This window comes from Bogoriella caseilytica, from assembly GCF_003752405.1.
In the GTDB taxonomy this organism is placed as follows: Bacteria; Actinomycetota; Actinomycetes; order Actinomycetales; family Actinomycetaceae; genus Allobogoriella; species Allobogoriella caseilytica.
On sequence record NZ_RKHK01000001.1, the window covers coordinates 780029 to 801696 of the forward strand.

A 21668-nucleotide genomic window follows, 5' to 3' on the forward strand; every position below is an offset into this window, starting at 1 on the left:
ACGGATAGGGCCGCCACCCATGGCGCGGCGCCGAGCAGCCTTTACTCGTCGTCGGTCTCGGCATCCCGCCGAGACAAACGCGCAGAGGCTCCAGTGGAGAAGCGGTTCAGGCCGACTTTGGCCTTCCCGAACGTCTGGACGCCCCGGCGACGAACCGCTCCCAGACCGTCGACGCCGGCGGTGACCGCCTTGTCCCGGGCTTCCGTGGCGGCCTCCGCCCAGCGGCGCGCCTCGATGGACTGGCGCTGCTCCTCGATTCCCAGCCGATCCTCGAACTCGATGACCGCGTCACATACGTGATGACCGGATTTCAGGATGGAGCGGGCGTTTCCCGGCTGCAACAACACCTTGGCGTTCGCCGTTCCGGAGGCGGCATTCATGCGCATCATCAGCCGCTCCACGGTCTCGGCGATGAGAGCGGAACGGTTGTCGCGAGCTGTGCGCAGCCCGAGCCGGTGCTGGTCGAGTTCATCAGGAGAGGCATCCAACACGCGGTCGAGTTCAAGAACAGCAATCGCGTCCTGCAGTTGGAAGCAGCGCGCCAGGACCGCCAACCACTCCTGGGTCTTGAGCTCTGCGGTCTTCGCTGCCTCCGCTAGATCACCGAGCCTCTTGCTCTCGAGGTCGTCTGCGAGACCGTCGAGCTGCCGGAGGGCGTACGCCTGGGTCTGCGCCACCGTCGTGGCCGTGCCCTGCACTTTGGACCAGGTGACCTCGGAGACGCGGCCGACCTGCTCGCGGATCGCCATGGCTTCCTCGATGACGAAATCCACGCCGATCATGTCGGCCAGCACGGCGTCGCGTTGCGAACGCAGGACCTCATTGACCTTCACCTCGATCACCGCGAGGTACTCGGTGATCTCGTTCATGGTCTGCTGCATGGCGAGCTGGGCCATCAGGCCAGCCGCGCCAGCGAGCACCGCTGGATTGGACGCCCACGACAAGCCGGGCTTCACGATCTCAGCCAGACCAGTGATGGTGCCTTTGTCATCGACGAAGACAGCGCGACTGAAGATCTCCTTCGAGCCAGTCATCATCTCCGAGGTCGCGAGCTTCCGCGCTGACTCTTCGGTGAGCTTGACCCAGCGCCCGGCATGGGCGGCCACCTCGGAGCCGGCTTGCGCGAAGCCGGAGGAAGCCGTCAAAGCCGTCTGCAGCCGCGGGAGCCCGAGGTCCCGAGTCTGCAGCCCCTGGGCTTTGATCAGCCGGTCCACGGCCCCGGAATCTCCGATCACTGCGAGCCCGTCGCCATCGCTGATGAGTTGGATCTCGCTAGCCATAGCTCGCTCCTTGTTCAGGGCCCCGGGCGGGACGTCATCGGTATCCGGGGGCTGAGCACCGGCCCAGAAATCCTATGCCCTGTTGATCCCTCGGGACCCGCTTATCGAGCGCTGCAATCCTCTTCGCTACCTCGCGCGATTGTGGTCACTTGGGGTCGCTACTCGTGCGGAATGTCGCCGGAATAGCGGCGCATTCTGACCACAATCGCGCCCGGCGCCCGGCGCGCGGGCTACTTCACCCCGAAGTCGAACGGCTCCTCGCGCCGTTGCCCGTACTTCTCGCGCAGGAAGTTGCCGGTGGTGGTCAGGTGCGAAGGCAGCTCACTGTGCCGGCCCTGGCGCAGGTTCTCGGCCTGGCGGGCCAGGAGCTGGAGCTGTTCGGCGAACTCCTCGTTCGGGGTCCGCCCGTTGGGCTGGCGGGCCTGGAGCATGTCGGGCGGGATGGCGAGATAGCCGTTCAGCACCCCGGGCAGGTACTGGCGCACCATGGCGTCCAGTTCGTACTCGAAGCGCGGATCGCGGGTGGGTTCGGCGCGTTCCGCCTCGACGACGGCGCCCAGTTTCTGCAGCGTCTCCTCTAAGCTGCCGTAGGCGTGAGCGGGGAGCTGCTGCTGGCTCTGCTGCCCCAGGGATGCGACCCAGCCGAGCGCCGCGGCCCGGCCCTCCGGCCCTTCCAAAGCGGCCTCCGGCGGTGGCAGGGCCGAGACGGGCTCGAGCACCTCGGGCTGAGTGAAGCGGTGCCACCAGCGGCGCCGCTTCGGCAACCACAGGTCGCGCAGGTGCCAGGCGCGCACGCCCGAGACGCCCATCGCGGTCAGGGCGAGCAGTCCGCCGAGGCCGAGGAAGTCCAGCGTCAGCAGGCTCACCGAGAAACCGGCCGCGTACACGAGCCCCTCGAGCACCACCGGCAGGCGCTTCTTCACCCCGCCGATGAGCAGCACCAGGAAGGCGAGCAGCGGGAAGCCGAGGAGGACCAGCCAGACTTTGACGACGTTGCCGAGGGTGAGTCGCGACATCGCTAGCTCCTCGGGGGCTCGTCGCCGGTGGCGTCGGAGGAGCGGCTCCGTTCGAGTTGGAGTCGGGCCTGGCCCACTTGGCCTTCGAGCACCTGCACGGTCTGCTTGATCGAGCGGGTGGCTTCGACCTTGTAGCGGTCGATCTCGTCGATGGCTTGGAAGACGTTGTCGAAGGCCTGCTGCAGCTTGGCCGGGTCCACGGTGGCCTGGGCGGCGTGCTGCTGGATGGCGGCACCCTGGGAGCGCAGCAGCTCGGAGGTGGAGAGGATCATGTCCGAGGTGGTCGAGTTGAGCGCCTCGATCTGGTTCAGCACGATCTGCTGCTGGGCCAGGGCTTGGGAGACGATGACCGCCACGCGCAGGGCACCGATGGTGGTGTCCAGGGCGCGGTCGACGCCCTTGATGAGTTCGGTGTTGTTCTTCTTCACGACGTCGAGGGCGAGGTAGCCCTGGACGGAGACCGCCATCTGGGTCATCAGGTCCTGGTGACGCTGGCGCACGTAGAACAGGGCGTCGGTCTCCAGCGTGGTGGCTTCGTCGGTCTTGCCCTCGCTGCGCAGGGTGGCGATGCGCTCCTCGAGACCATCGCCGAGGTGGCGGGCCAGGACGGCGTAGTTCGCGAGCTGGCCGAGCGCCGCCCAGAGGTGTTCGCGTTCGGTCTGGATGGCGGCGTTATCCATGCGGAGTTCGTCCTGGCCGCCCTGGAGCGCCTTGGTGATGGCGTCGAGCTGGTCCTGGGCGGACTCGTACTTGCGGAAGTACTTCTCGATGGAGTTCCCGCCGGGCAGGAACTTCAGCAGCCGCTTGCCGCCGGTGAGGTCGTGGCGGTTCGGGTCCAGCTCGGTGACTATTCTGCGCAGCTCGGCCAGGCTGTTGCCGGTGCGCGAGGCCGGGTCCTCCCCGGTGGCGGCCAGGGCGGCGGCGGGGCGCTGCAGCATGCGGTTGGAGGAGTCCGCGGCCTGGTTCATGGTGTCCGCGCCCAGGCGGGTGAGCTGGGCGAGCTTGGCTTGGAACTCGGGGCTGTGCAGGGGGGCCTCGAGCAGCTCGTTCAGGAACGTCGTGGCCGTTTCGGCGTGCTGCTGCTGGGTTTCGGCGTCCACCAGGATGACGCCGCCGACCTTCTCCGGCTGGTGCACCTCGGCCTCCTCGGCCGGGGCAGGCGCGTCCAGCCGCAGCGGATTCGGCACTCCGGTGGGCTCGTGGTCACCGAGATCGAGGGGGTTCGACATCCTGGACGCTCCTCAGGGCTGGGGTCTGCCCCGATTATCTCAGGAATGGCCCGGCCAGGTGGGGGCGCAGGTGCCTGGGCCGGCTATCGGAAGGTGTCGAAGATCTTGCGGACGGAACCACCGGAGCCACCGGGCCCGCTGCCGAGCAGACCGGCCATCGCGCCACTGGACTGCACGCCTTCGACCTGCCGTTCGTTGGCGCCCTTGATCCGCTTCTCACGCAGCCGGGTGCGCTTGCCGCGCAGCTCGTCGCCAGCCTGGACGTTGGCGAGCTTCGCCTCGGTCTCCTGGGCGTGTCGATGATGCTTGTCCGTGTTGCGGTACCGCAGGAACATCAGACCGTAGAACAGGAAGCCGGACAGGAAGAACAGCAGCCCGATCGAGCCGCCACCGTCGGAACTGGATGCCAAGATGTCGCCGCTCGCCATCGACAGCGGGATCGCGGTGCTCATCAGCCCACCACCATGATGATGCTGCCGATGACCATTCCTGCGGCCTGGACGGCGGCAGAGATCGCGAGCAGCTTGGCCTGGTTGACCGGGACGCTTCCCATCGTCTCGCCGGTGCGGCCGTTCACGGCCACGTAGTGCAGGAAGGTCTGCCCGTTGGACTTGCGCTGCTGGTAGCTGTAGAGCCAGACCGGCAGGTAGGCGGCGGCCCAGCGCTGGCCGCGAATGTCGATCTGCTGGTTCTCCCAGCGCACACCGCGGTCGTAGTAGCTCAACGTCTCCTCGGCGACCTTGTATCGGGCAATGTCCCGAGCCTGGGTCTGCACGAGGGGTGCCAGGTGGTCGATGTCGGAGTCCCGCCGTTCGGAGGAGAAACCGGCGATGTAGTTGGAGTCGTAGCGCACGGCGTTCTCCACGTCGAACGGCATGATGGAGTTGATGATGTTGTTGGAGTTGACCGAGGTGTTCTGGTCACGCCGCTCCGAGGACGACTCGACCGTGAGGTCGTTGATGTAGATGTCGGTCTCGCGCCGCACACCGTAGACGTCGGCGTCATAGACGGTGCGCTTCTTGTCGCCGCTGCCGATGGTGTAGGTCCGCGTGCGGTGCTCGCCCTCGCCGGCGAACTGCGCGTGGGCGTTGATGTCGACCACCATGTAGGGCAGGTAGACGCCCATGACGTTCTCCGGGGCGAACTCCTTGAGGAACTGAGGGTGGGCGAAGGCCCGGCGCTTCTTCACGAAAGCCTGGATCCGCTCGACCGCCTGCTCCTTCTTCAGGGAGAACGGCAGGACGATGTCAGGCACTGCACCGTTGGCGATCTGCTGGTTCATCGAGAGCTTGTTCCGGCACCAGTGGCACCGGGACTGGGTGCTCTCAGCGGTGTTGACGACCACTTCGGCCCCGCAGGCCGAGCACTTGAAGGTCAGGACGTCATCGGTCGAGGCGACGATGTCCTGCGACCCGGCGCCGATGACCATCCCGGCCAGGGTGGTGATGTCCTGGTTGATGAACAGGTCATCGGACCCGCCCTGGCCGGTCCACTCGTGGCGGCAGAACGCACACCGCAGCATGCCCGAGGCCACGTTGAGCGCAATCTCGGTGGCCCCGCAGCGGGGGCACTTCGCCAGCCCGTCCTGGGCGTCGTCATGGCTGACGACGGTCGGCGTGGCGGGCTCGCCTGGAGCGACATGCCCGGCGGGCGCAGTGGGCTCGCCTGGAGCGGTGGCCGGCTCGGCGACGGCGGGGGGAACCGCCGCCGTCGGCAACTCCTGGTGGCCGGCTGGATCAGGAGGGTTGTGCGCGGTGGTCATCTACAGCCCAAGAACCTTGGCCTTGGCCGCGTCGTAGTCGTCCTGGGTGATCAGCCCCTGGTCGAGCATCTGCTTGAGCTGACCGAGCTTGGCCACCGGGTCCTCCTGCGCGGGTGCGGGCTCGCTCGACGGCGCAGCCGGCGCCGACTGCGCCTGTGGCGGCTGGCCCTGCGCCTGTGGCGGCCCGTAACCCTGGGCGGGTTGTCCCTGCTGGGGGCCGTAGCCCTGGGGTGGCTGCCCCTGCTGCGGGCCGTAGCCCGGAGCGGGCTGGGCGTACTGCTGCGGGGCGTACTGCTGCTGCGGGGGCACCTGCTGGTAGTTCTGCTGGTGCCCGGGCACCACCGGCTGTTGCAGACCGCCGGCAGCTCCGCCTGCGGCGTTCATGCCCATGCCGAGGAAGGCCATGCCCGCGCCTCCCCCGCCGCCGTTCTCCCCGGCTGCCTGGAAGCCCCGGGCGGCGGCCTGTTGCATGTAGGAGTTGCCGCGTGCGCCGCCGAGCGCATCGGCCTTCTTGACGTCGCTGAGCAGCTTGCGGGTGTCTTCGTCGTACTCGATCGCCTGCAGCGCGACCTTCTCGATCGTCAGGCCCCGGTCGGACGTCCACCGGTAGCCGTCCTCGACCGCCTGGCTCAGCGACTGCGCGAAGCCCACTGAGTCGGACTGGATCCGGCTGATCCGATTCCCCTGGCTCGGATCATTGGTGTAGAGCGAGAAGGCCTGCGCCAATGAGCCGACCACCTCGTTGAAGAGCTGGCTGGCCGCGTCGTTGTCCAGGTCGGAGAAGTCGAACACACGTGCCGAGGCGCTGAGATAGGTCAGCGGCACGAACTGCTTGACCAGCAGGATCGGGTCCACGATCCGCAGGGTGTAGGTGCCGCGGGTGATGGCACCCACCTGGGCACCGAGGTATGCGTCGTCCCAGTAGATCTCCGACTGGGTGCCGAAGCGGTTGTTCGGGATCTCCTTGAGGTTGACGTAGAACGCCAGCTGGCGTGAGCCCGGCTGGCCACCGAACTTGAAGCGCTCCCACGACATCTTCACCGTGGAGGCCACGATGCCGTCGCCGGCGTAGACCGACTTCGAGTTCTGGTCCTCGGAGGTGTAGATGAAGCCGCCGGGTTCGGCGATGAAGCCGGTGATCTCTCCGTCCTGGAGGGTGACGAGGCCGTATCCCTCCGGCACGACGATCTTGCTGCCGTTGGTGATGATGTGCTCGGAGGCCTTGGTGTTCGAGCCGCGCCCCGCGTTCTGACCTTGGGGTACTGCTGGGAAGATCGCGGCGGTCGGTGCGAGGCCGCGTGGCGGGACGAGGAAGTCTTTCCACTGGTCGGCCATCGAGCCGCCCAGTGCACCCGAGAAAGCCTTGATGAAACCCATGTGCACTCCTCCAGGAGCTCGTCGAACGCGCCTGCAGTCGGCCGACCGTACGTTGGGCCTGCCGCGCTTGCACTCCGTCAGTCATTGAATGCGACGAACGTACCAGTCGGAACAGGCCGATCGTGGTGTTTTGGATAGCGGCCTTTCCCCCGCGGTGGCGCCCGACGCTCACCCGTGCTCGGAGACCGGTGCCCGCCGGAAAGCGGACGTGCCGAGCCGCTCAGCACCGCCCACGGGGGATCTGCGGCGGGGTCGGACCCCGGCGGTGTGCCGCACGCTCGGGCCGGATCGGTGATGATGAAAGGCCTGACCTGAGGAGGTGTGCGATGACCGACGTCGTTGTGGGTGTGCTGGCCCTGCTCGTGGGCCTACTGCTGGCGCTGCGCGGGAACAGCGCCATGCGGGTGCTGCTGGCGCTGTGGGGGGCCTTCGTGGGCTTCAACCTCGGCGCCGCGCTGGTGGCTGCCTTCACCGATCAGGGGTATCTGGATTCGGCCGCCGGCTGGATCGCGGCGATCGTGCTCGCGCTGGTGGCGGCCGGGCTCGCCTACCTGTTCTTCGCCCTGGCCGTGGTGCTCGCTTTCGCCTCGATGGGCTTCGTGCTCGGCCAGACCGTCGGCTCGGCGTTGGGGGCGGAATCGCCCTGGGCGCTCATCATCGCCGGGGTCGTCGGCGGCGCGCTGCTCGGTGTGCTGGCGATCGTGACCAACTTGCCCGAGCTCGTGCTCATCGTGGTCAGTGCTTTCGCCGGCGCGAGCGTGGCGATCACGGGCCTGATGCTGCTGCTGGACGCCGTCGACCTCGACGGCGTGACCGAGGCCCGGTTGGTCGCGGACCAGCCGGCGTGGTTCGTGGGCCAGCTCGTGCTCGCCGTGGTGGGCATCGTGGTGCAGGTGCGGCACGCGCGGCGGAGGCGGATGAGCTCGGTGCGGAGGACCTGGGCAGGTCAGGGGCGGGTGTAGGGACGACGGCCGGCACGCTCGATGGAGCGGGAGTCGCCCGCGGGCTAGTCGACACCGGTGCCGGCCTGTTGATCACCGCTCAGCTTGCGTAGCTCATCGAGCTTCTTCCAGTGCTCTTGTACTGCGGCCTTTCCTGAGTCGGTGATAGCGGCGAAGGTGCGCGGGCCGATGCCACCAGCCGTTTTGGTCAAGGTAATCAGTCCAGCGGCTTGGAGTTTCGAGAGGTGGCTGGAGAGGTTTCCCTGGGTGAGGCCCAGTAGCCTGAGCAGGAAGACGAAATCCGCCTTCGCGGTTCCGTCCAACACCGTCAAGACGGCCAGGCGCGCAGGCTCGTGAACGGTGCGATCAAACCCGGGCACAGTGCCTTCTGGGCGTGAGTGTGCTGCAGGCTCATGCGGCATGGGGGTCACCGAGAAGATTGACCAGCCTGTGATGCCACGCGAATCCCAGGATGACGAGACCGGTGCCCGTGAGGACGAAGAAGTAGGGCACAGCGGGAAACTCCCCAGTACCCACGGCCAGAGGTCCCAGTGCCGCCACCGCGAGCGCTGCCGGCACGAGGTGGTCGACGGCCCGCATTCCCAGTCGCCGAGCGGCGACACGGATGGAGACCCAGAGCACGACCGCGGCCAGTAGCAGGGAGACCATCACCGGCAGTTGCTCGAAATGGTCGAGGCCGAGGGCCACGAGGTGGGCGGCGATCACCAGCAAGGCGATGACCGCCGCGGCGGCGTCCCGCTTCCTGCTGGTGCGGACTCGACCATAGTGCTTGGCATACCAGCTTGTGGTCAGTGGCATGCCCAGTCCGATCGCGGCCAACAGCAGCAGCGTGCCCGTTGTGAAGCTGATCGGATACAGGACGCCGAAGAAGACCGTCCCGATCCCGGCGGGAACGAGGATCAGCCCTTGCAGCATGTCGAACTCTTGCGCGATGGCCCGAGCCCGCTGCGGATCGATGGGCAGTTGTTCGGCAGACATGACTCACCTTCCTTTGTTTGCGCTGCAAACTCGATGTCTCCATGCTCACACAGTCAAGTTTGTCGCGCAAACAACGGTGGTGATGGGTGACCTTCAGCCAGTGCGGTTCGCGGGTCAGGTCGCGTTGCCCGCCGTGGGAGTTGCGGTGCAAGTACGCCACGCCCAGAGACGACGGACGCCATCAGTGCCGCACGCGACCCGTACTGAGTTACGACTAACCATGTGGTTAGATAACTGACTATGAGGTTAGTGAAGCGTGTGAGATCCGCACAGGGGCACGACGGCGGCAGCGAGGCGGCGTCGAGAGGAACGCCGGAGGCATCCGCCGAGGCAAGCGAGATTGGCAGGCAAGGACAGCGACAGCGCCCTCGCTGGCGCCGGATAGCGCGGATTTTGCTGCCAGCAACGGTTGGTCTGGTCGCGGGCGCGCTGATCTTCGCGTCCTCCGCGCCGGTCGGCCACTTCCGCAGCGCGGCCGGCCAGACGGAGTATCTGGCCGCGTATGAGCGGGCGATCGCGGAGGGCCCTGAGGTTTCGGAGAGGCTCTCGTTCGAGACCGAGTACGGCGTGGTGCGGGTTCTGCGCTATGACGCGACGGATCCTGGCCGGGCAGAAGCGGACCCCTTGGTCCTGCTTCCCGGGACGCAGTCGGGTGCGCCCATGTGGGCCGACAACATCCACTCCCTGCAAGCCACGCAGCCTGTGTACGTCCTCGACCTCCTGGGCCAACCGGGCCGAAGCATTCAGTCGCGTCCGATCGAGAGGCACGAAGACGATGCGCGATGGCTGGCTCAGGTGCTCGAACAGCTGCCGGGAGACCCCGTGGTGATGGGCCACTCGCTGGGAGGGTGGATTGCCGCGAACCTGGCGGTGCACCAGCCTGAGGCCGTCTCGCGGGTCATCGTGGTGGACCCGGTGATGACGTTCGGCGACCTGTCGCTCGGGGCGGTGGCCCGCTCACTTCCCGCCTCGGTCTCCTGGTTCCCACAGTCCTGGCGTGAGGACTTCGCGAGCTGGACAGCGAATGACGCCCCGGTCGAGGACGAGCCGATCGCTGAGATGATCGAAGCCGGCATGCAGCACTTCGCCCTTGGGAGCCCTGCACCAACGCGTTTCGACGACGAGCAGCTTCAAGAGATCGACATCCCGATGCTGGTCATCATGGCCGGCCAGTCACGCATGCACGACAGCGCCGAGGCCGCCGCGAACGCCGAACGACTTCTCACTCACGGCACCGTGGTGACCTATGACGGCGCCTCGCACGCGATCACGGGCGAAGAGCCGGCGAGTATTGCTGAGGAGGTCGCGGCGTTCATGGACAATTGAGCAATGCCCACCCGCTCCCGCGGCACCCGTGACGCCGACGGCCGGCCCCCTACCGTCACCGAGATCGCCCGACGGCAGCAGATCCTGGACGCCACGATCGCGATCATCGGACGCGCGGGCTGGTCGGCATGCACCTTGCAAAGCGTTGCCGACGAGATCGGGGTGACCAAAGCGGCCGTGATCTACCACGTGGGCACCAAGGCCGGCCTCGTGGAACAGGCCTACGGCTTCGTCATCAACGAGTTCGCCACCTTCGTCCACGAGAGCGTCATCGCCGCCAACACCCCGATGGACAGCATTGTCGCCTTCACCCAGGCGCATCTGGACTACATGCTCGACCATCCCGACCATGCACGCCTGATCGCCGAGTCCGTCAATGATGCCCACCCCACTGGCATCGAGGACCGGCCCAGCACGCCGTCTCGGACCTTGCCGCTGATTGAGCTCATCGATACCGCCCGGGCGGCCGGGCACACCCATGCCGATCCCGCAGAGCCCGCGGCCGTTGTGGCGACAGCGCTGACCGGCATGATCGATGCCAGCGTCGCGGCGTGGCTCACCGACTCCACCTTCGACATGACCGCGGCCGGGCGGCTCATTCGAACGTGCATCCACGCCACCGTCTGACGAACCGCCTGCGCGCGAGGGCGGAACGGCGCGCGTAGATCGGGCCGTGGGTAGCCTCGAGAGGTGCCCACATCCGAGACCCCCCTCGACCATGTGGTCACCATGCTGGTGCCTTCGCTGTCGCGGAGCCTGGCCGAGCAGTTCAACGTCTTTCAGGTGATGCACCACGGCACGCACGAGAAGCAGCTGTCCAACGTCTTCGCCTGGCTGCTGGATATCAACGGCACCCACCAGCTGGGCGATGCCTTCCAGCGGATTTTCGTCGAGCACGTCAACGCGCATCTGCCTGCCGCGGATTCGCTGCCGACCCACGGCTACCGGGTCACCCAGGAGGTCGACACCTCCGGGGACGAGGGCCTCGGGAAGGACATCGCCGACATCGTGCTCACGAGTGATCGCGCGGGAATCGTGGTGGAGAACTACGAATGGTCGGACGGCCACGGGCATGGATACGAGCGCTACCTCGCCCACGGTGCGAGCGGCGGCAGGCAGAGCGTCGTGGTCATGCTGTGTGTGCGGCGCGTCAGCCATCTGCTCCGTGATGGCTGGGAGCAGGCCGTCGTGGTGACGTACGGCGAACTGCTCGAGAGCCTGCAGGGGCACATCACGGGCGACCGGGCCTGGCGGCGCGATCATCCACGCCAAGGCGCGTTCATCAATGAGCTTGTGGAGCACTACACAGAAGGACCCGGGGTTGTGAGCACGGACGATCAGATCCAGTTCCTGAAGGCGATGTGCGAGACCGGTGAGAGCGGGAGGTACGGCCACCGGCCTCAGGAGAAGGCCGCGCAGGAGTTCGGCGATGTGTTGGCCCTGCATGCCAAGCGACAGTTCGAAGAAGGGCGCAAGACGCTCGCCACCGTGAAGCGGAGCTTGAGGTGGTTCGCCGAACACGAGTTGGTTCCTCAACTCGAAAGATCCCAGTCCGCCGGGCGCATCACCGCGGTCGCGACGCCTTACGTGGGCCAGTGGGAGTGGCGCGTGGTGATCAACAGAGCTGATGACCGTCCGCCGTTGTTCTTGGTGTTCGGGCCCACGGCCGTCGTGCAGAACGAACGCGCTCCTGCGCCGATCTCGAACCCTGACTACTCCCAGATCTTTGTTTCCCGGCTGGCTCCCGTCGGCGGCGAGACCATCGATCGGATGGCGCAGACCGGCGTCGGCCTCGACGAGGTTCTCAGCGGCCTTAGCAGCGACGACACCCGCCTGCACGACGCTTTGCTGGCACTCTGCGGGGACTAAGTGTAGTTCCTCTGGAGGTTGTGGGACCTTCGGCATGGGAGGGAATCACCACACCAATACTCATCCCGGAGGCCCTCCTGACAGATAATGTCAGCATTGGACAGCCAGCGAGCGCTAAATGAATTCCAGACGACCCTACGGACGACCAGGCTATTCCGCCGCTACCTGATGAACAGCCAACGTCGCATCCCCCGTCGAATAGCCGTCGTGCTCCAACTGCCCAATCAAACCCGCACGCGAAAACGGCATCGTCTCCAAGTAACTCTCGGCAGCCCTCACGGCCCGCTCCCGCCAATCCACCGTCACCTGATCAACAGCCAACGTCGCACCCCCCGACGAGTAGCCGTCGTGCTCCAACTGCCCAATCAAACCCGCACGCGAAAACGGCATCGTCTCCAAGTAACTCTCGGCAGCCCTCACGGCCTGCTCCCGCCAATCCACCGTCACCTGATCAACAGCCAACGTCGCACCCCCCGACGAGTAGCCGTCGTGCTCCAACTGCCCAATCAAACCCGCACGCGAAAACGGCATCGAATCGAGGTAAGAGTCCGCGCTCGATAACGCCTCGTCATTCCGGCCCACTACACCTGCCGACTCCGCCTCAATCTCTCGCAATTCGGCCCGCAGGGCTTGCGTCCGCTGCGCCGATTCTTTGATGCCCCACCGATAGTGGTTCAGGGCGGAGTGTTGAGCTTTTTGCAGTTCCGAATTCGGGTCCATGCCCTCTCCCTCTAGTTCGACATAGAATTGCCGGTCCCGGCGGCAGGCCTGCCAGCAGCACAAGGATTCTTCCGCAATGCCGTTAAGGCGCCGGCAAGGCCGAACGGTCGGAGCACCGCTATCTCTACCCGGAAACGGCGGACGGCCGAGATTGCCAAGCGCATACCAATCCGCACCACCGACTCGCTCGCCTACGCGCCAGAGCTGGAGATTTAGCACAAAGTGTGGACGGAGCAATCCCTGCCACCCTCGCCACAGCTAGAACTGTACCTCGTGGTGATCGTCCCGGACGGGAAGCCGTCAGAACTTCGTATGGTCACACCGCTAGGGCCCGTAAAGTGTGGGTAGCCGCGACGGCGGCCCAACGAAGGAGCTGTTGTGCTGGGGTACCGATCGATCTTCACCGTAGATGTGGACGGGGATCCCGTTCCGGCTGTACTCGCGCAGGTGCAAACCTGGCTACAAGGCAAGCAGTACGCACCTCAGGCGCTGACCGCCAACGGCGACGTGGCGCAGGTTGGTGACCGTGCCGAAGCAGTCATCACCACAGAAACCGACGCGGACGGTTCCTCATCCGCATTGTTTACTCTTCGTGAGGACTCGGACCCGAGGGGGGCCTGGATTACGCAGATCATCGCCCACACACCGGCTGGGGCGGGCCAGCGTCCGTGGGTGTGGATCGATGTGGAGCAGGAAGGTGTCGACGACGTGTGGGCGGCACGCCCCCGTGTTGCGCGGGAGCTCCTTGCGAAGCTCCCAGGAGATGATCACGGGGCCCCGCTCACGCCTTGCCCTACTCTGCTTGGCGCGGATGAAGTGGATGGGCTGATCGACGTACTCACGAGCCGTGAGCGCCGAGGTCCCGTGTTCGTAGCTGGCAGCAGTGAGACTCTGCCGATCAATCGCTGGGCGGACTATGTCGAAGGGCTGCTTCGCGAAACCGTCGGGTTGTCAGCAGGTTATGTCCTCGACGGAAAGGCCACGGAGCGCTTCGCGGAGGCTGTCGGAGCCCGCCATGCCGTCAGACCAGGCACGCTCCGCACCTACCTACCCGGGCTCGATCCCAGCAGTAATCTCGACGCGCTCCGACACCGGTTCCTCACCACCGAGACTATCCTGGAGAGCCCACCCGGGCGGATTCGTAAGTTGCTTGGTTTGCGCGCCCGCGACTTGGCCCTCAAAACCTCAGTGCCCCGATGGGCTGGGCGCGTGGAGTCACGCTTGCTCGCGGCCACCGACGCCCGCGTCCTGGATTGGCGTCCGACCGCACTGGTAGGCCAAGACAAAAAGGTCACCCTCTCTTCTGAGCACGTGGTCAGCACCACTGAAACGCTCCCGGAGGCCAAGCGCGCTAAGGCGAACGAAGCGCAGCGAACGCCAGATCCGACCCAGGAGACAACGCGCCCGCATTCTGCGCGAGCAACTCCGACCACGCCGGACGGACTCGCACAGCTGGCCCGCGAACTGTTCGCTACCGACCTCAGCGAGGAACTGCTGCGGAGCTTGGCGACCGAACGTGGCCACTGGGTAATCCGCGAAGCGGAGTTCGCCCAGCTATCTGCCTCCCACCAGCGGGCCGTGGGACGCGCCCAGGCGCTCAACGACCGGCTGTTACGACTCGAAGATGAGCTCGCCGAGTCACGCAGAGAATCAGAGGACGCCCAGTTGGAGTGGGCGGATGCCCAGCAGACTGCGTCTGAGCTCGAGCGAACGGTCCTAACTCTTCGGCGACGCCTGATGGAGGCAGGGCAACAAGAGTCCGCTTGGGCCGACCCGGACGACCCCTCTGGACTGGAAATCACGCCTGAGAGCTTCGCCGAGCTCCTTGTCCGTTTCGACGAGTTCACGCACGTGCGCTTCACTGGCGACGAGACGCCTTGCGAGGTACTGGACCAGAAGATGCCTGTGGGAGCAGCGGCCAAAGCATGGAGCGCTCTCGTGGCCCTCGAGCACTACGCCCGCGGAAAGAAGTCGGGTGAGGTGGTAGGCGGAGTTCAGCAATATCTCACCCATCCGCCCGAGGGGTACGCCACGTTCTCCGCGAACCGGCATGCCGCAAACGAGAGCGAGGATGTCAGGAAGAACCCAAAGTTTTCTAGCCCGCGCATACTACCGGTGCCGACCGGAGTCGACAGCAACGGTCGAGTGTTCATGGGGTCGCACTTTAAGATCGCCCGGTTAGCGATGGTTTCGCCTCGACTCCACTATCACGACGCGACAGCCGTCGACGGTTGCGTGTACGTAGGCTATATCGGCCCGCATCTCCCAACGCAGGCAACTAACTGAGTTCCGCTACGCCTCAAATACCCGCTCGTCTTGGGCAGTGAGAAAGTTCTCCCTAGCCGCCGCCTGCAACACGCCCTCTAAGCGCTCGCGGACCTTGGCACCCAAACGCGTCACGCCAAACACCCGCGCAGTCTCCCGCAGTGCGTCCTCGTGTTCCATGCCGTGCGCACTGCGAACGACATCGACCATCGCGTTGCGAAGCTCCTGGTACGGCACATCGTGAATATCGCGCTTGTCGTCGGGCAGTCGGTAGGCGGTGAAGGCGTCCGCATTCATGCCCTCGGGCCAGTAGACAACGTCACCGTTCTTCGCCTCGACGGCAAGCCCGCGGGGTGCGCAGGCAAGGATCTGCGCCCGCCGGGTCTCACGTACCCTGCTCAGGTCGAACCGGGCTGCGACGATGCGCACGAGTCGTTCTTCCAGCACCGGCCCCTCCGTCTGGACGACGTCGCCGATCTCCTTTCGGATGGCCGCCACCGAGGACCGCCTGTGGTCGGCGAGCATCCACAAACCGTGCTTAACCGAGGTCGATGCTGGCTCGAAGCGGGGCTGTGCCGTCGTGGCCGCAACGGACGCGGTGACAACCGGTGGGGCAAGTGCGGCGCTGATTATCGGTTCGATGCTTCCCGGCGGGGTGAGTTCGGGCACCGGGATCGACTCACTGTCGATGACGGTGGGACGTCCAGCACCTACCACAGCGAAAGGTTGATTCGTCGGACGCTCAACCACCCCCGGCAAGTCCGCGTTGCCGAGCGAGTCGACCGTTTCAGGTTCGGGTGCCGTGGCGTGCGGCTCGGAGGCGGCAGCGACGACGCGGGCGACCACGGGCTGGGCGTCGCGCACCCAGGTGGGCAGCCAGATGCGCTCAACGCGCGACCATCCCATACGGCTGGTCAATACGGTGCTCGGGAGCCCTTCGCGGTCACCGACGCTGCCACGCCCTGCCCACGCCGGACCGTCGAGCATGACGGCTACCCAGGGGCGCTCCGACCCGGCGCGCACGGCAAGGTCGATGGTGAAGTCGGACAGCCCGATGTGCGTCCGCACCTCAAGCCCTGCACTACGCAGCGCCCGCTCGACGTCCTCGAGATGTAGGTCTCGCGCCTCGGCCCGACGCAGGCCGGCCGCCTCGATACCGTTGCGCGCCGCGAGCAGGTAATCCTTGAGGTCGGCCAAGCCCATGGAGGTAGAACGGGACAGGTCCAGCTCGTGTGGCTCGAAGGAGCAGAAAACCACCACCTGCTCCTTCGCGCGTGTCACCGCGACGTTGAGGCGGCGCTCGCCGCCCGCCCGGCTGAGCGGACCCCAGTTCAGCGGCACCTTCCCACGTGCGTCGGCCGCGAACGCCAGAGTAAAGAGGATGGCGTCACGCTCGTCGCCCTGAACGTTCTCGAGGTTCTTGACGAAGAGCGGCTCATCCGCCCGGGACAGTGCTTCCTCGACGCGAAAGTCTCGTTGCCGGACCTCGTCGAGGAGGTTAAGGATGTGGTCGCGCTGACGCGTATTGAAGGTGACCACGCCGATGCTCCGCTCCGGGCGTGTGGAGAGGCGGTTGCGGATCTCCGCGACGACGGCGTCAGCCTCGGCGCGGTTGATACGAGCTGCGCCGCGACCACCGCCCTCCCACACGCCGTCGACCCGGCGCAGGTGCAGGGCCGGCACCTTTCCGTGAGCTGGCGGCGTGGGGAAGCTGGACAGGCGTCCCTCGTAGTACTGGCTGTTGGAGAACGCGATGAGGGACTCGTCGCGGGAGCGGTAGTGCCAGGTCAGGAGTAGCTGGGGCAGTCGCGACTCCACCCCCTCGGAGAGGATCGACTCAAGATCCACCGGGACCGGGAGGGAGTCGTCGGCGAGCTCATCCTCCTCGTCCTCGCTAGGTCCAGCCGCGGCGAACATCGAGGACGGGGGCATCTGCTTGGAGTCGCCGACGATCACCACGGCCCGTCCCCGCCCCATCGCACCAATGGCTTCCGGGACACGGATCTGGGAAGCCTCGTCAAAGACGACGACGTCGAAGTCAATCGCGTCCGCCGGAAGGAACCGAGCCACCGAGGCGGGGCTCATGAGGAAGCACGGAGTGATCTGGGTGACCAGCGAGCCGAAGCGCTGCAGCATGCGCCGCGAAGACATGCCACCCCGGCGGCGGCCCAGCTGCCCGCGCAGCTCGGCGACGTCGCCCTTGCGGGCTACCGGGTCGAAGGTGCGTGCCCGCACGATGCGGCCGGAGAGCTCAGCAACCATCCGCTCCCGCACGTCCTCACCGGAGGACAGGAACCGCTCGACCAGACGTCCACGTTCGCTTCCGTCGAAACCGGCCAAACCTGTGGAGTCGAGCCGCTCATCGAGCACGGCCCGGGCGACGCCGAGCCGCACGGTGTTCTCCACGTCCGCGCCGCGCAGGGCGCCGGTACGGACCGGTTCGGTCACTGCGCCGAGGCCGAGGGCCTCGAGTCGCGCGAGGGCGAACCGCACCCGCAGCCAGCGCTGCAGACCAATGAACGCGCCACCTGCGCCATCAGCGGCCCAGTGCTGCAGGTCAGCACGCAGGGCCTCTCCACGGGTTCGGGAGCCGAGCCAGCGAGCGACTTCGCTGTCCGTGCTGCCGAGCTGCTGACGGAACGCGGTCCACGCCCCGTCGAGTCGTCGGACGGCGTCACCGCTAGGCACCCTGCTAGAGGGACCGCTGAGAGCCTCAGTGGTCATCCGGTCAACCGAGACTCTGATCGTCTCCACATCGGGCCGGCTCGCGCCAAGGACGGCACGTAGGTGAGCGGGTACCTCAAGACTGTGCACCGCGCGGTCCAGCGCGTCAGCCTGTCCCTCGTCCAGTGGGTTCCATCCGTAAGGCAGTGAGATGCCCGGCAGGGTGGCGACGTGCTGCACGAGCCCGCGCATTTCGTCCCGCAGTGTCGCCAGGTTACGAAGAACCGCTGTCAGCTGCTTTTGCGGGAAGGTCGCCGGGCCTCGCATGACGTGCTGCAGGTCAGCGAGGATCGACGCGCGGCGCTTCTTCTTACCGAACATGCGCCCGTCGGCCTCGACCGAACGATTGACGATCCCATCGAGGTCGAGATCGAGCACACCAGGGAGGAAGTCACCGAGCCGCCCGCCCTGGTGCTCGCGGAAGTGCCTCACCGCACCTCGGGCGTGCTGGGCGTTGTTGCGCCACGAGAGGGTGACAACTTGCGCGGCCTCCCCCGAACTGCGACCCAGGCCAGCGTGGACGGAGTCGAGCCAAGCTGCGATGGCGCCGAGCTCCGACGGCGTGGCGGCGATGGCCGCGATGTCACGGACGGCGGAGTCGCTGAGCGCGGCTTCAGACTCGCGAAGCTCCTGCAACACTCGGGCGACCGCGTTACGGTCCATCGCCGCGGGGTCGACGACCCCGGCGAGACGCCAGGGTGACTGATCTGGACAAACACCGAGGTCCATCAGAGCGTTACCGAGGTCACGACCAGCGTCGTATACGTCGTTCAGCTCGACCTGGCCCATGACGATGCCACGCGGCACCTCCAGCGACACCGCCGCCTGGTCAGCCACGGCTTCCTTCAGTTCGAGAAGCACCTGGCGCGCGTCCCAGGCGGACATGTCGACCGGCCCGGCCTCGTGCAGGTGCCGGGGGTAACGCGCGAGTGACTCAACCAGCGCTCGGTAGTTCGCGCGAAGGGCTTCCCACGACGAGGACGTCGGAGCCGTCACGTCGAGCGCGTCGCTGATTTGCTGCCTCACGGCGGTGACGGTCTGGTTCTTGCCGTGGACGTCGAGGCTGAAAGCGCCAAGGCCGACACCGTCGAGACGCTTCTTGACGATATCGAGCGCGGCCTGCTTTTCGGCGACGAACAGGACCTTCTTCCCCTCGGCCAGGCAGTGGGCGATGAGGTTCGTAATGGTTTGGGACTTGCCGGTACCGGGAGGCCCTTCAAGGATGAACGATTTTCCCGCGGCAGCCCAGCGAACGGCCTCGATCTGGGAGCCGTCGGCGGGGATGGGAAGATAGGTCGTCGCCTCCGCGGCAGAGTCGGCCGCCGGTGGCTCTATGCCGTCGATGAAGGGCTGTCCTTGCGTCTCCACCAGGTGCTTGACCACCGGCCGATTCATGAAGTGCGACCAGTTCTCGCGCAGATCGCGCCACATCTCGATGGTGGAGAACTGCAGCAGCGCCAGGTGCGCCGTCTCTTCCACACGGAACTCCACGAGCTTGGCGCGCAGCAGAGCGGATCGAACGGCGGCCAAAGCGTTGGACACGTCGATACCAGACTCGTCCTCACCCGGGTCACTGAGCTCGGGGATCTCCAAACCCCAAGTGACGAGGAGCTTCTCCACGAGGCAGTAGTTCGGCTCCATAGCACGTGTGTCGTCGAACTCGACCGCGAAGCGTGTTCCGCCGCGCCCGCCGGTCAGGCGTACCGGAGCGAGGAAGAGAGGCGCCCTCCCCTGCCGGGCACCCTCGAACCACTCCAGGGTCCCGAGCGCGAGGTAGAGGCTGTCGGTGCCGGTCTCCTCGAGCGTCGTTCGAGCCTTGCGCTGGAGGTTGCGCAGGCGCGTGGCGTACTCACGTTGGCTCAGGGAGACGAAGAGCGTGTTTTCCTCGTCCATGATTCGCCGGAGCGAGTCGGCGTCGACGTCGGCGGCGGTGCGGGCACCCTGAGCCCTGTGAATCGCTGCGAGTTCGTCATGGGCAATGAGCTCGATCTGCTGGCCGTCAGCGATCTTGTCTTCGAGGCGCGGAAGACTGGCCGAAGGAACATGGACCGGAGTGCTGGACGCTGCCTTCAGCTTGAGCAGTGGGTTTCTATAGGTCATGTCGAGCAGAGCTCGTTGCCACCGCTGGACGCGCGGCGGTGCGCTCGCCTGCTGGGCGTCGCGCCTCTCTGAGGTAGCGGGGACGCGGCGCAACGGTGCTTGGACGGCCTCTCGGACGACTTCGACAACGCGAATTCCAGCCTCGAGGCGGATCGAGGGCAGTGGTTTGACGCGGCGATGAGCGGCGTTGACGTCGAGGAGATAGGCGACCTCACTGAGCTGCGCGCGCCACCAGCGGCGCACGAGGCCGCGCGCCTGGTCGAAGGCAATAGGTTCCTCATGGACGCACAGCGCGGTGGTCTCGACGGCGTCGAAGACGTCGGAGTCGGCGACCGTGACGATCGCACTCTCGTCCGTGAGGGCGACGGCCGGCAGCTCTGTCTCCTCGGTGAGGTAGCCGGTGAACGCGTGGCCCTTGACCACGGCGATGACCGGGTGGATCCCAGCCTGCTCAAGGGCAGCGGCGTAGGTGCAGGCGAGGTCTAGGCACGTGCCTCGTCGCTCCTCAAGGACTTGAGCATGAGTGCGGACGCGTTGACCAGTGCCTTCGAACGACGAGGGGGCCTCAACGTAGGTGATGCCGCGGGTGGCCATTGCGTCGTAGACCGCCTCAGCGATCTTGTGAACCCGTTCGGGCCCGGACTGGTAGCCCTCAAGCGAAGGCGATCCGGTGCGCGCTGCGAGAAGCTCGCTCGCTTCCGTGAGGAGCGCGATGACAGTGGGGTCATTAGGACGCACGAAAGCCGCGAGGCTTTCGGGGATGCTGAGCGCCCACCACTCCTCAGCGGTGAGAAGTCGGGCATCAGCGGTGTCCCGGACAGCGGCCTTCTCAGCGCCCTCGCCGGTTGTGACCGTGAGGTGGATGCCAGTCAAGAGCGCTTCGTCGAGCGCGACGAATGGGACTGGGTTGAGCCGCCACGCAAGCTGGTGGACGGGAATTTCGAGGTGGTCACCAGGCTCGACAGTTCCGATCGGAACGATGAGTGGTGGTGCAACCGGGGACTCGACCAGATCCGGTGGGGTGTCAAGGTCGATGGTCAGGGAGACGTCCATGATCGCATGAGGACCATTGTTCTGCACCCGGATCCCAGCGATCGGCGACACGCGGTTGTGGACAAGAGCGAAGTTCACTGCCTCCCGGTACAGGACGACAACGTCGAGTGCCCCCGTGCGCGCGGAGAGCACTCGAATACCCTCGCGGGGAAAGTCCTCTCCCGGCACGCGCTCCGCTGGGATCGGCACGGTTCGTTCACGCGGAGAACTTTCCGACGGTGAGGGCCTGACTGGATCGACAAGCGGCTCCGTCGGTGACGGCACGGCTGGCGATATGGGGGTGATGCCTGAGGGCGTTGTCGGTACCGGAGCAGGAGTGGGAGAGGTCCCGAGCGCTTGGAGCGCTGTTAAGTCCGCAACCACGTCGGGCAGATCAAGGGAGTCCGCGAGTAATGCCATGGTCTCGAGCGCGCGGTCCGCTTCGGCGCGGGTCACCGTGGAGGCGTGCGCTGCCTTGTTAGAGGCCTGGATCAACTCATCGATCCACGCTCGTTGCGAGGCGTCTACTTCGGTGAACACTCCGCGCTCGTATCGGAGGATTCGCAGCATGAGGCGCGGATCGCCTACGTCGGCGCGGTAGGGACGGCGCAGGCGTGCCGTCTCTTTCGCCTCGTAGAGTGGTAGCCAGGGCTTACCGTGCGCGGCTGCCGCCATGCGGTCGTCGACTAGTGGGCGCAACCCGCCACCAAGGCTGTCCAGCCCGCGGGTCTGACGCTCCTTGTCAGTGAGCATCCCAGTCAGCATGTTGGCCTACCGTTCTCGTGACGCGTATACGCCCGCGGACAGTGAACATCGGGGTCGGACACTGGAGAGCATCGCATCGGGCACTGACATAAGACCTTTCGCTGTGCGAATCCGACGGCTCCAGCCACGCTCGGCGGCAAGGCCCAACCGAGGTCCACGCAGCACCGTCGAGGATGCTCATTCTGCCATCGTTAAGGTCAGCATTTGCCAGTTACTCCCCCTGCTCCTCGACGGATTCAGTTGATCAACCCCGATTACAGGTG

At 66.2% G+C, this 21668-nt stretch carries 15 protein-coding genes; 5 read left to right on the top strand and 10 right to left on the bottom strand.

The window, feature by feature from the left end; all coding sequences use genetic code 11:
- Nucleotides 1-41 precede the first annotated feature (41 nt).
- From EDD31_RS03580 to EDD31_RS03605, 6 genes are all read right to left on the bottom strand, one after another.
- Nucleotides 42-1280 (bottom strand): hypothetical protein, encoded by a 1239-nt coding sequence (locus EDD31_RS03580; protein WP_123302940.1) that lies wholly within the window; start codon nucleotides 1278-1280, stop codon nucleotides 42-44.
- 230 nt (nucleotides 1281-1510) lie between these two features.
- Nucleotides 1511-2296: a hypothetical protein gene (locus EDD31_RS03585; RefSeq protein WP_123302941.1), complete on the bottom strand. Its 786-nt coding sequence runs from the start codon at nucleotides 2294-2296 to the stop codon at nucleotides 1511-1513.
- Between the two features lie 2 nt (nucleotides 2297-2298).
- Nucleotides 2299-3525: a toxic anion resistance protein gene (locus EDD31_RS03590; RefSeq protein ID WP_123302942.1), complete on the bottom strand. Its 1227-nt coding sequence runs from the start codon at nucleotides 3523-3525 to the stop codon at nucleotides 2299-2301.
- An 83-nt stretch (nucleotides 3526-3608) separates the two neighbouring features.
- Nucleotides 3609-3977: a growth/differentiation factor gene (locus EDD31_RS03595; RefSeq protein WP_123302943.1), complete on the bottom strand. Its 369-nt coding sequence runs from the start codon at nucleotides 3975-3977 to the stop codon at nucleotides 3609-3611.
- Nucleotides 3977-5287, bottom strand: a complete 1311-nt coding sequence (locus tag EDD31_RS03600; protein ID WP_245990852.1) for a TFIIB-type zinc ribbon-containing protein — start codon at nucleotides 5285-5287, stop codon at nucleotides 3977-3979. Before EDD31_RS03600 ends, EDD31_RS03595 begins: the two co-directional genes overlap by 1 nt.
- Complete coding sequence (locus tag EDD31_RS03605; protein WP_123302944.1) at nucleotides 5288-6664, bottom strand: SHOCT domain-containing protein; 1377 nt, start codon at nucleotides 6662-6664, stop codon at nucleotides 5288-5290.
- Between the two features lie 326 nt (nucleotides 6665-6990).
- On the opposite strand from EDD31_RS03605, the gene EDD31_RS03610 reads away from it, so the two are divergent.
- Nucleotides 6991-7626 carry a DUF4203 domain-containing protein gene (locus EDD31_RS03610; protein ID WP_123302945.1) on the top strand — a complete coding sequence of 212 codons (636 nt, stop codon included), beginning with the start codon at nucleotides 6991-6993 and terminating at the stop codon, nucleotides 7624-7626.
- A 44-nt stretch (nucleotides 7627-7670) separates the two neighbouring features.
- Here EDD31_RS03610 and EDD31_RS03615 read toward each other — a convergent pair whose 3' ends face one another.
- The gene (locus tag EDD31_RS03615) at nucleotides 7671-7985 is read right to left on the bottom strand and encodes a transcriptional regulator (protein WP_211336045.1); all 315 of its coding nucleotides are present in this window, start codon (nucleotides 7983-7985) and stop codon (nucleotides 7671-7673) included.
- Between the two features lie 31 nt (nucleotides 7986-8016).
- Nucleotides 8017-8604 carry a hypothetical protein gene (locus tag EDD31_RS03620; RefSeq protein ID WP_123302947.1) on the bottom strand — a complete coding sequence of 196 codons (588 nt, stop codon included), beginning with the start codon at nucleotides 8602-8604 and terminating at the stop codon, nucleotides 8017-8019.
- A 393-nt stretch (nucleotides 8605-8997) separates the two neighbouring features.
- On the opposite strand from EDD31_RS03620, the gene EDD31_RS03625 reads away from it, so the two are divergent.
- From EDD31_RS03625 to EDD31_RS03635, 3 genes are all read left to right on the top strand, one after another.
- Nucleotides 8998-9930 (top strand): alpha/beta fold hydrolase, encoded by a 933-nt coding sequence (locus EDD31_RS03625; RefSeq protein WP_245990855.1) that lies wholly within the window; start codon nucleotides 8998-9000, stop codon nucleotides 9928-9930.
- A gap of 3 nt (nucleotides 9931-9933) precedes the next feature.
- Entirely contained in the window at nucleotides 9934-10557 is a 624-nt protein-coding gene (locus EDD31_RS03630; protein WP_123302949.1) for a TetR/AcrR family transcriptional regulator, read from the top strand.
- A gap of 63 nt (nucleotides 10558-10620) precedes the next feature.
- A complete protein-coding gene (locus tag EDD31_RS03635) occupies nucleotides 10621-11799 on the top strand; it encodes a PD-(D/E)XK nuclease family protein (RefSeq protein WP_245990857.1) in 1179 nt (392 codons plus the stop codon).
- A gap of 150 nt (nucleotides 11800-11949) precedes the next feature.
- On the opposite strand, the gene EDD31_RS03640 is transcribed toward EDD31_RS03635, so the two are convergent.
- Entirely contained in the window at nucleotides 11950-12519 is a 570-nt protein-coding gene (locus EDD31_RS03640) for an Ltp family lipoprotein (RefSeq protein ID WP_123302950.1), read from the bottom strand.
- Between the two features lie 378 nt (nucleotides 12520-12897).
- Between EDD31_RS03640 and EDD31_RS03645 the strand changes: the two genes are divergently transcribed.
- Complete coding sequence (locus EDD31_RS03645; RefSeq protein ID WP_123302951.1) at nucleotides 12898-14805, top strand: hypothetical protein; 1908 nt, start codon at nucleotides 12898-12900, stop codon at nucleotides 14803-14805.
- Between the two features lie 6 nt (nucleotides 14806-14811).
- Here EDD31_RS03645 and EDD31_RS03650 read toward each other — a convergent pair whose 3' ends face one another.
- Nucleotides 14812-21393, bottom strand: a complete 6582-nt coding sequence (locus EDD31_RS03650; RefSeq protein ID WP_170163172.1) for a DUF4011 domain-containing protein — start codon at nucleotides 21391-21393, stop codon at nucleotides 14812-14814.
- Nucleotides 21394-21668 lie beyond the last annotated feature (275 nt).

Bases quoted from the DNA above. Each gene is read 5' to 3' on its own strand.
- EDD31_RS03580 (WP_123302940.1), bottom strand. From the start codon at position 1,280: ATGGCTAGCGAGATCCAACTCATCAGCGATGGCGACGGGCTCGCAGTG.
- EDD31_RS03620 (WP_123302947.1), bottom strand. From the start codon at position 8,604: ATGTCTGCCGAACAACTGCCCATCGATCCGCAGCGGGCTCGGGCCATC.
- EDD31_RS03600 (WP_245990852.1), bottom strand. From the start codon at position 5,287: ATGACCACCGCGCACAACCCTCCTGATCCAGCCGGCCACCAGGAGTTG.
- EDD31_RS03605 (WP_123302944.1), bottom strand. From the start codon at position 6,664: ATGGGTTTCATCAAGGCTTTCTCGGGTGCACTGGGCGGCTCGATGGCC.
- EDD31_RS03585 (WP_123302941.1), bottom strand. From the start codon at position 2,296: ATGTCGCGACTCACCCTCGGCAACGTCGTCAAAGTCTGGCTGGTCCTC.
- EDD31_RS03610 (WP_123302945.1), top strand. From the start codon at position 6,991: ATGACCGACGTCGTTGTGGGTGTGCTGGCCCTGCTCGTGGGCCTACTG.
- EDD31_RS03595 (WP_123302943.1), bottom strand. From the start codon at position 3,977: ATGAGCACCGCGATCCCGCTGTCGATGGCGAGCGGCGACATCTTGGCA.
- EDD31_RS03640 (WP_123302950.1), bottom strand. From the start codon at position 12,519: ATGGACCCGAATTCGGAACTGCAAAAAGCTCAACACTCCGCCCTGAAC.
- EDD31_RS03650 (WP_170163172.1), bottom strand. From the start codon at position 21,393: ATGCTCACTGACAAGGAGCGTCAGACCCGCGGGCTGGACAGCCTTGGT.
- EDD31_RS03630 (WP_123302949.1), top strand. From the start codon at position 9,934: ATGCCCACCCGCTCCCGCGGCACCCGTGACGCCGACGGCCGGCCCCCT.
- EDD31_RS03590 (WP_123302942.1), bottom strand. From the start codon at position 3,525: ATGTCGAACCCCCTCGATCTCGGTGACCACGAGCCCACCGGAGTGCCG.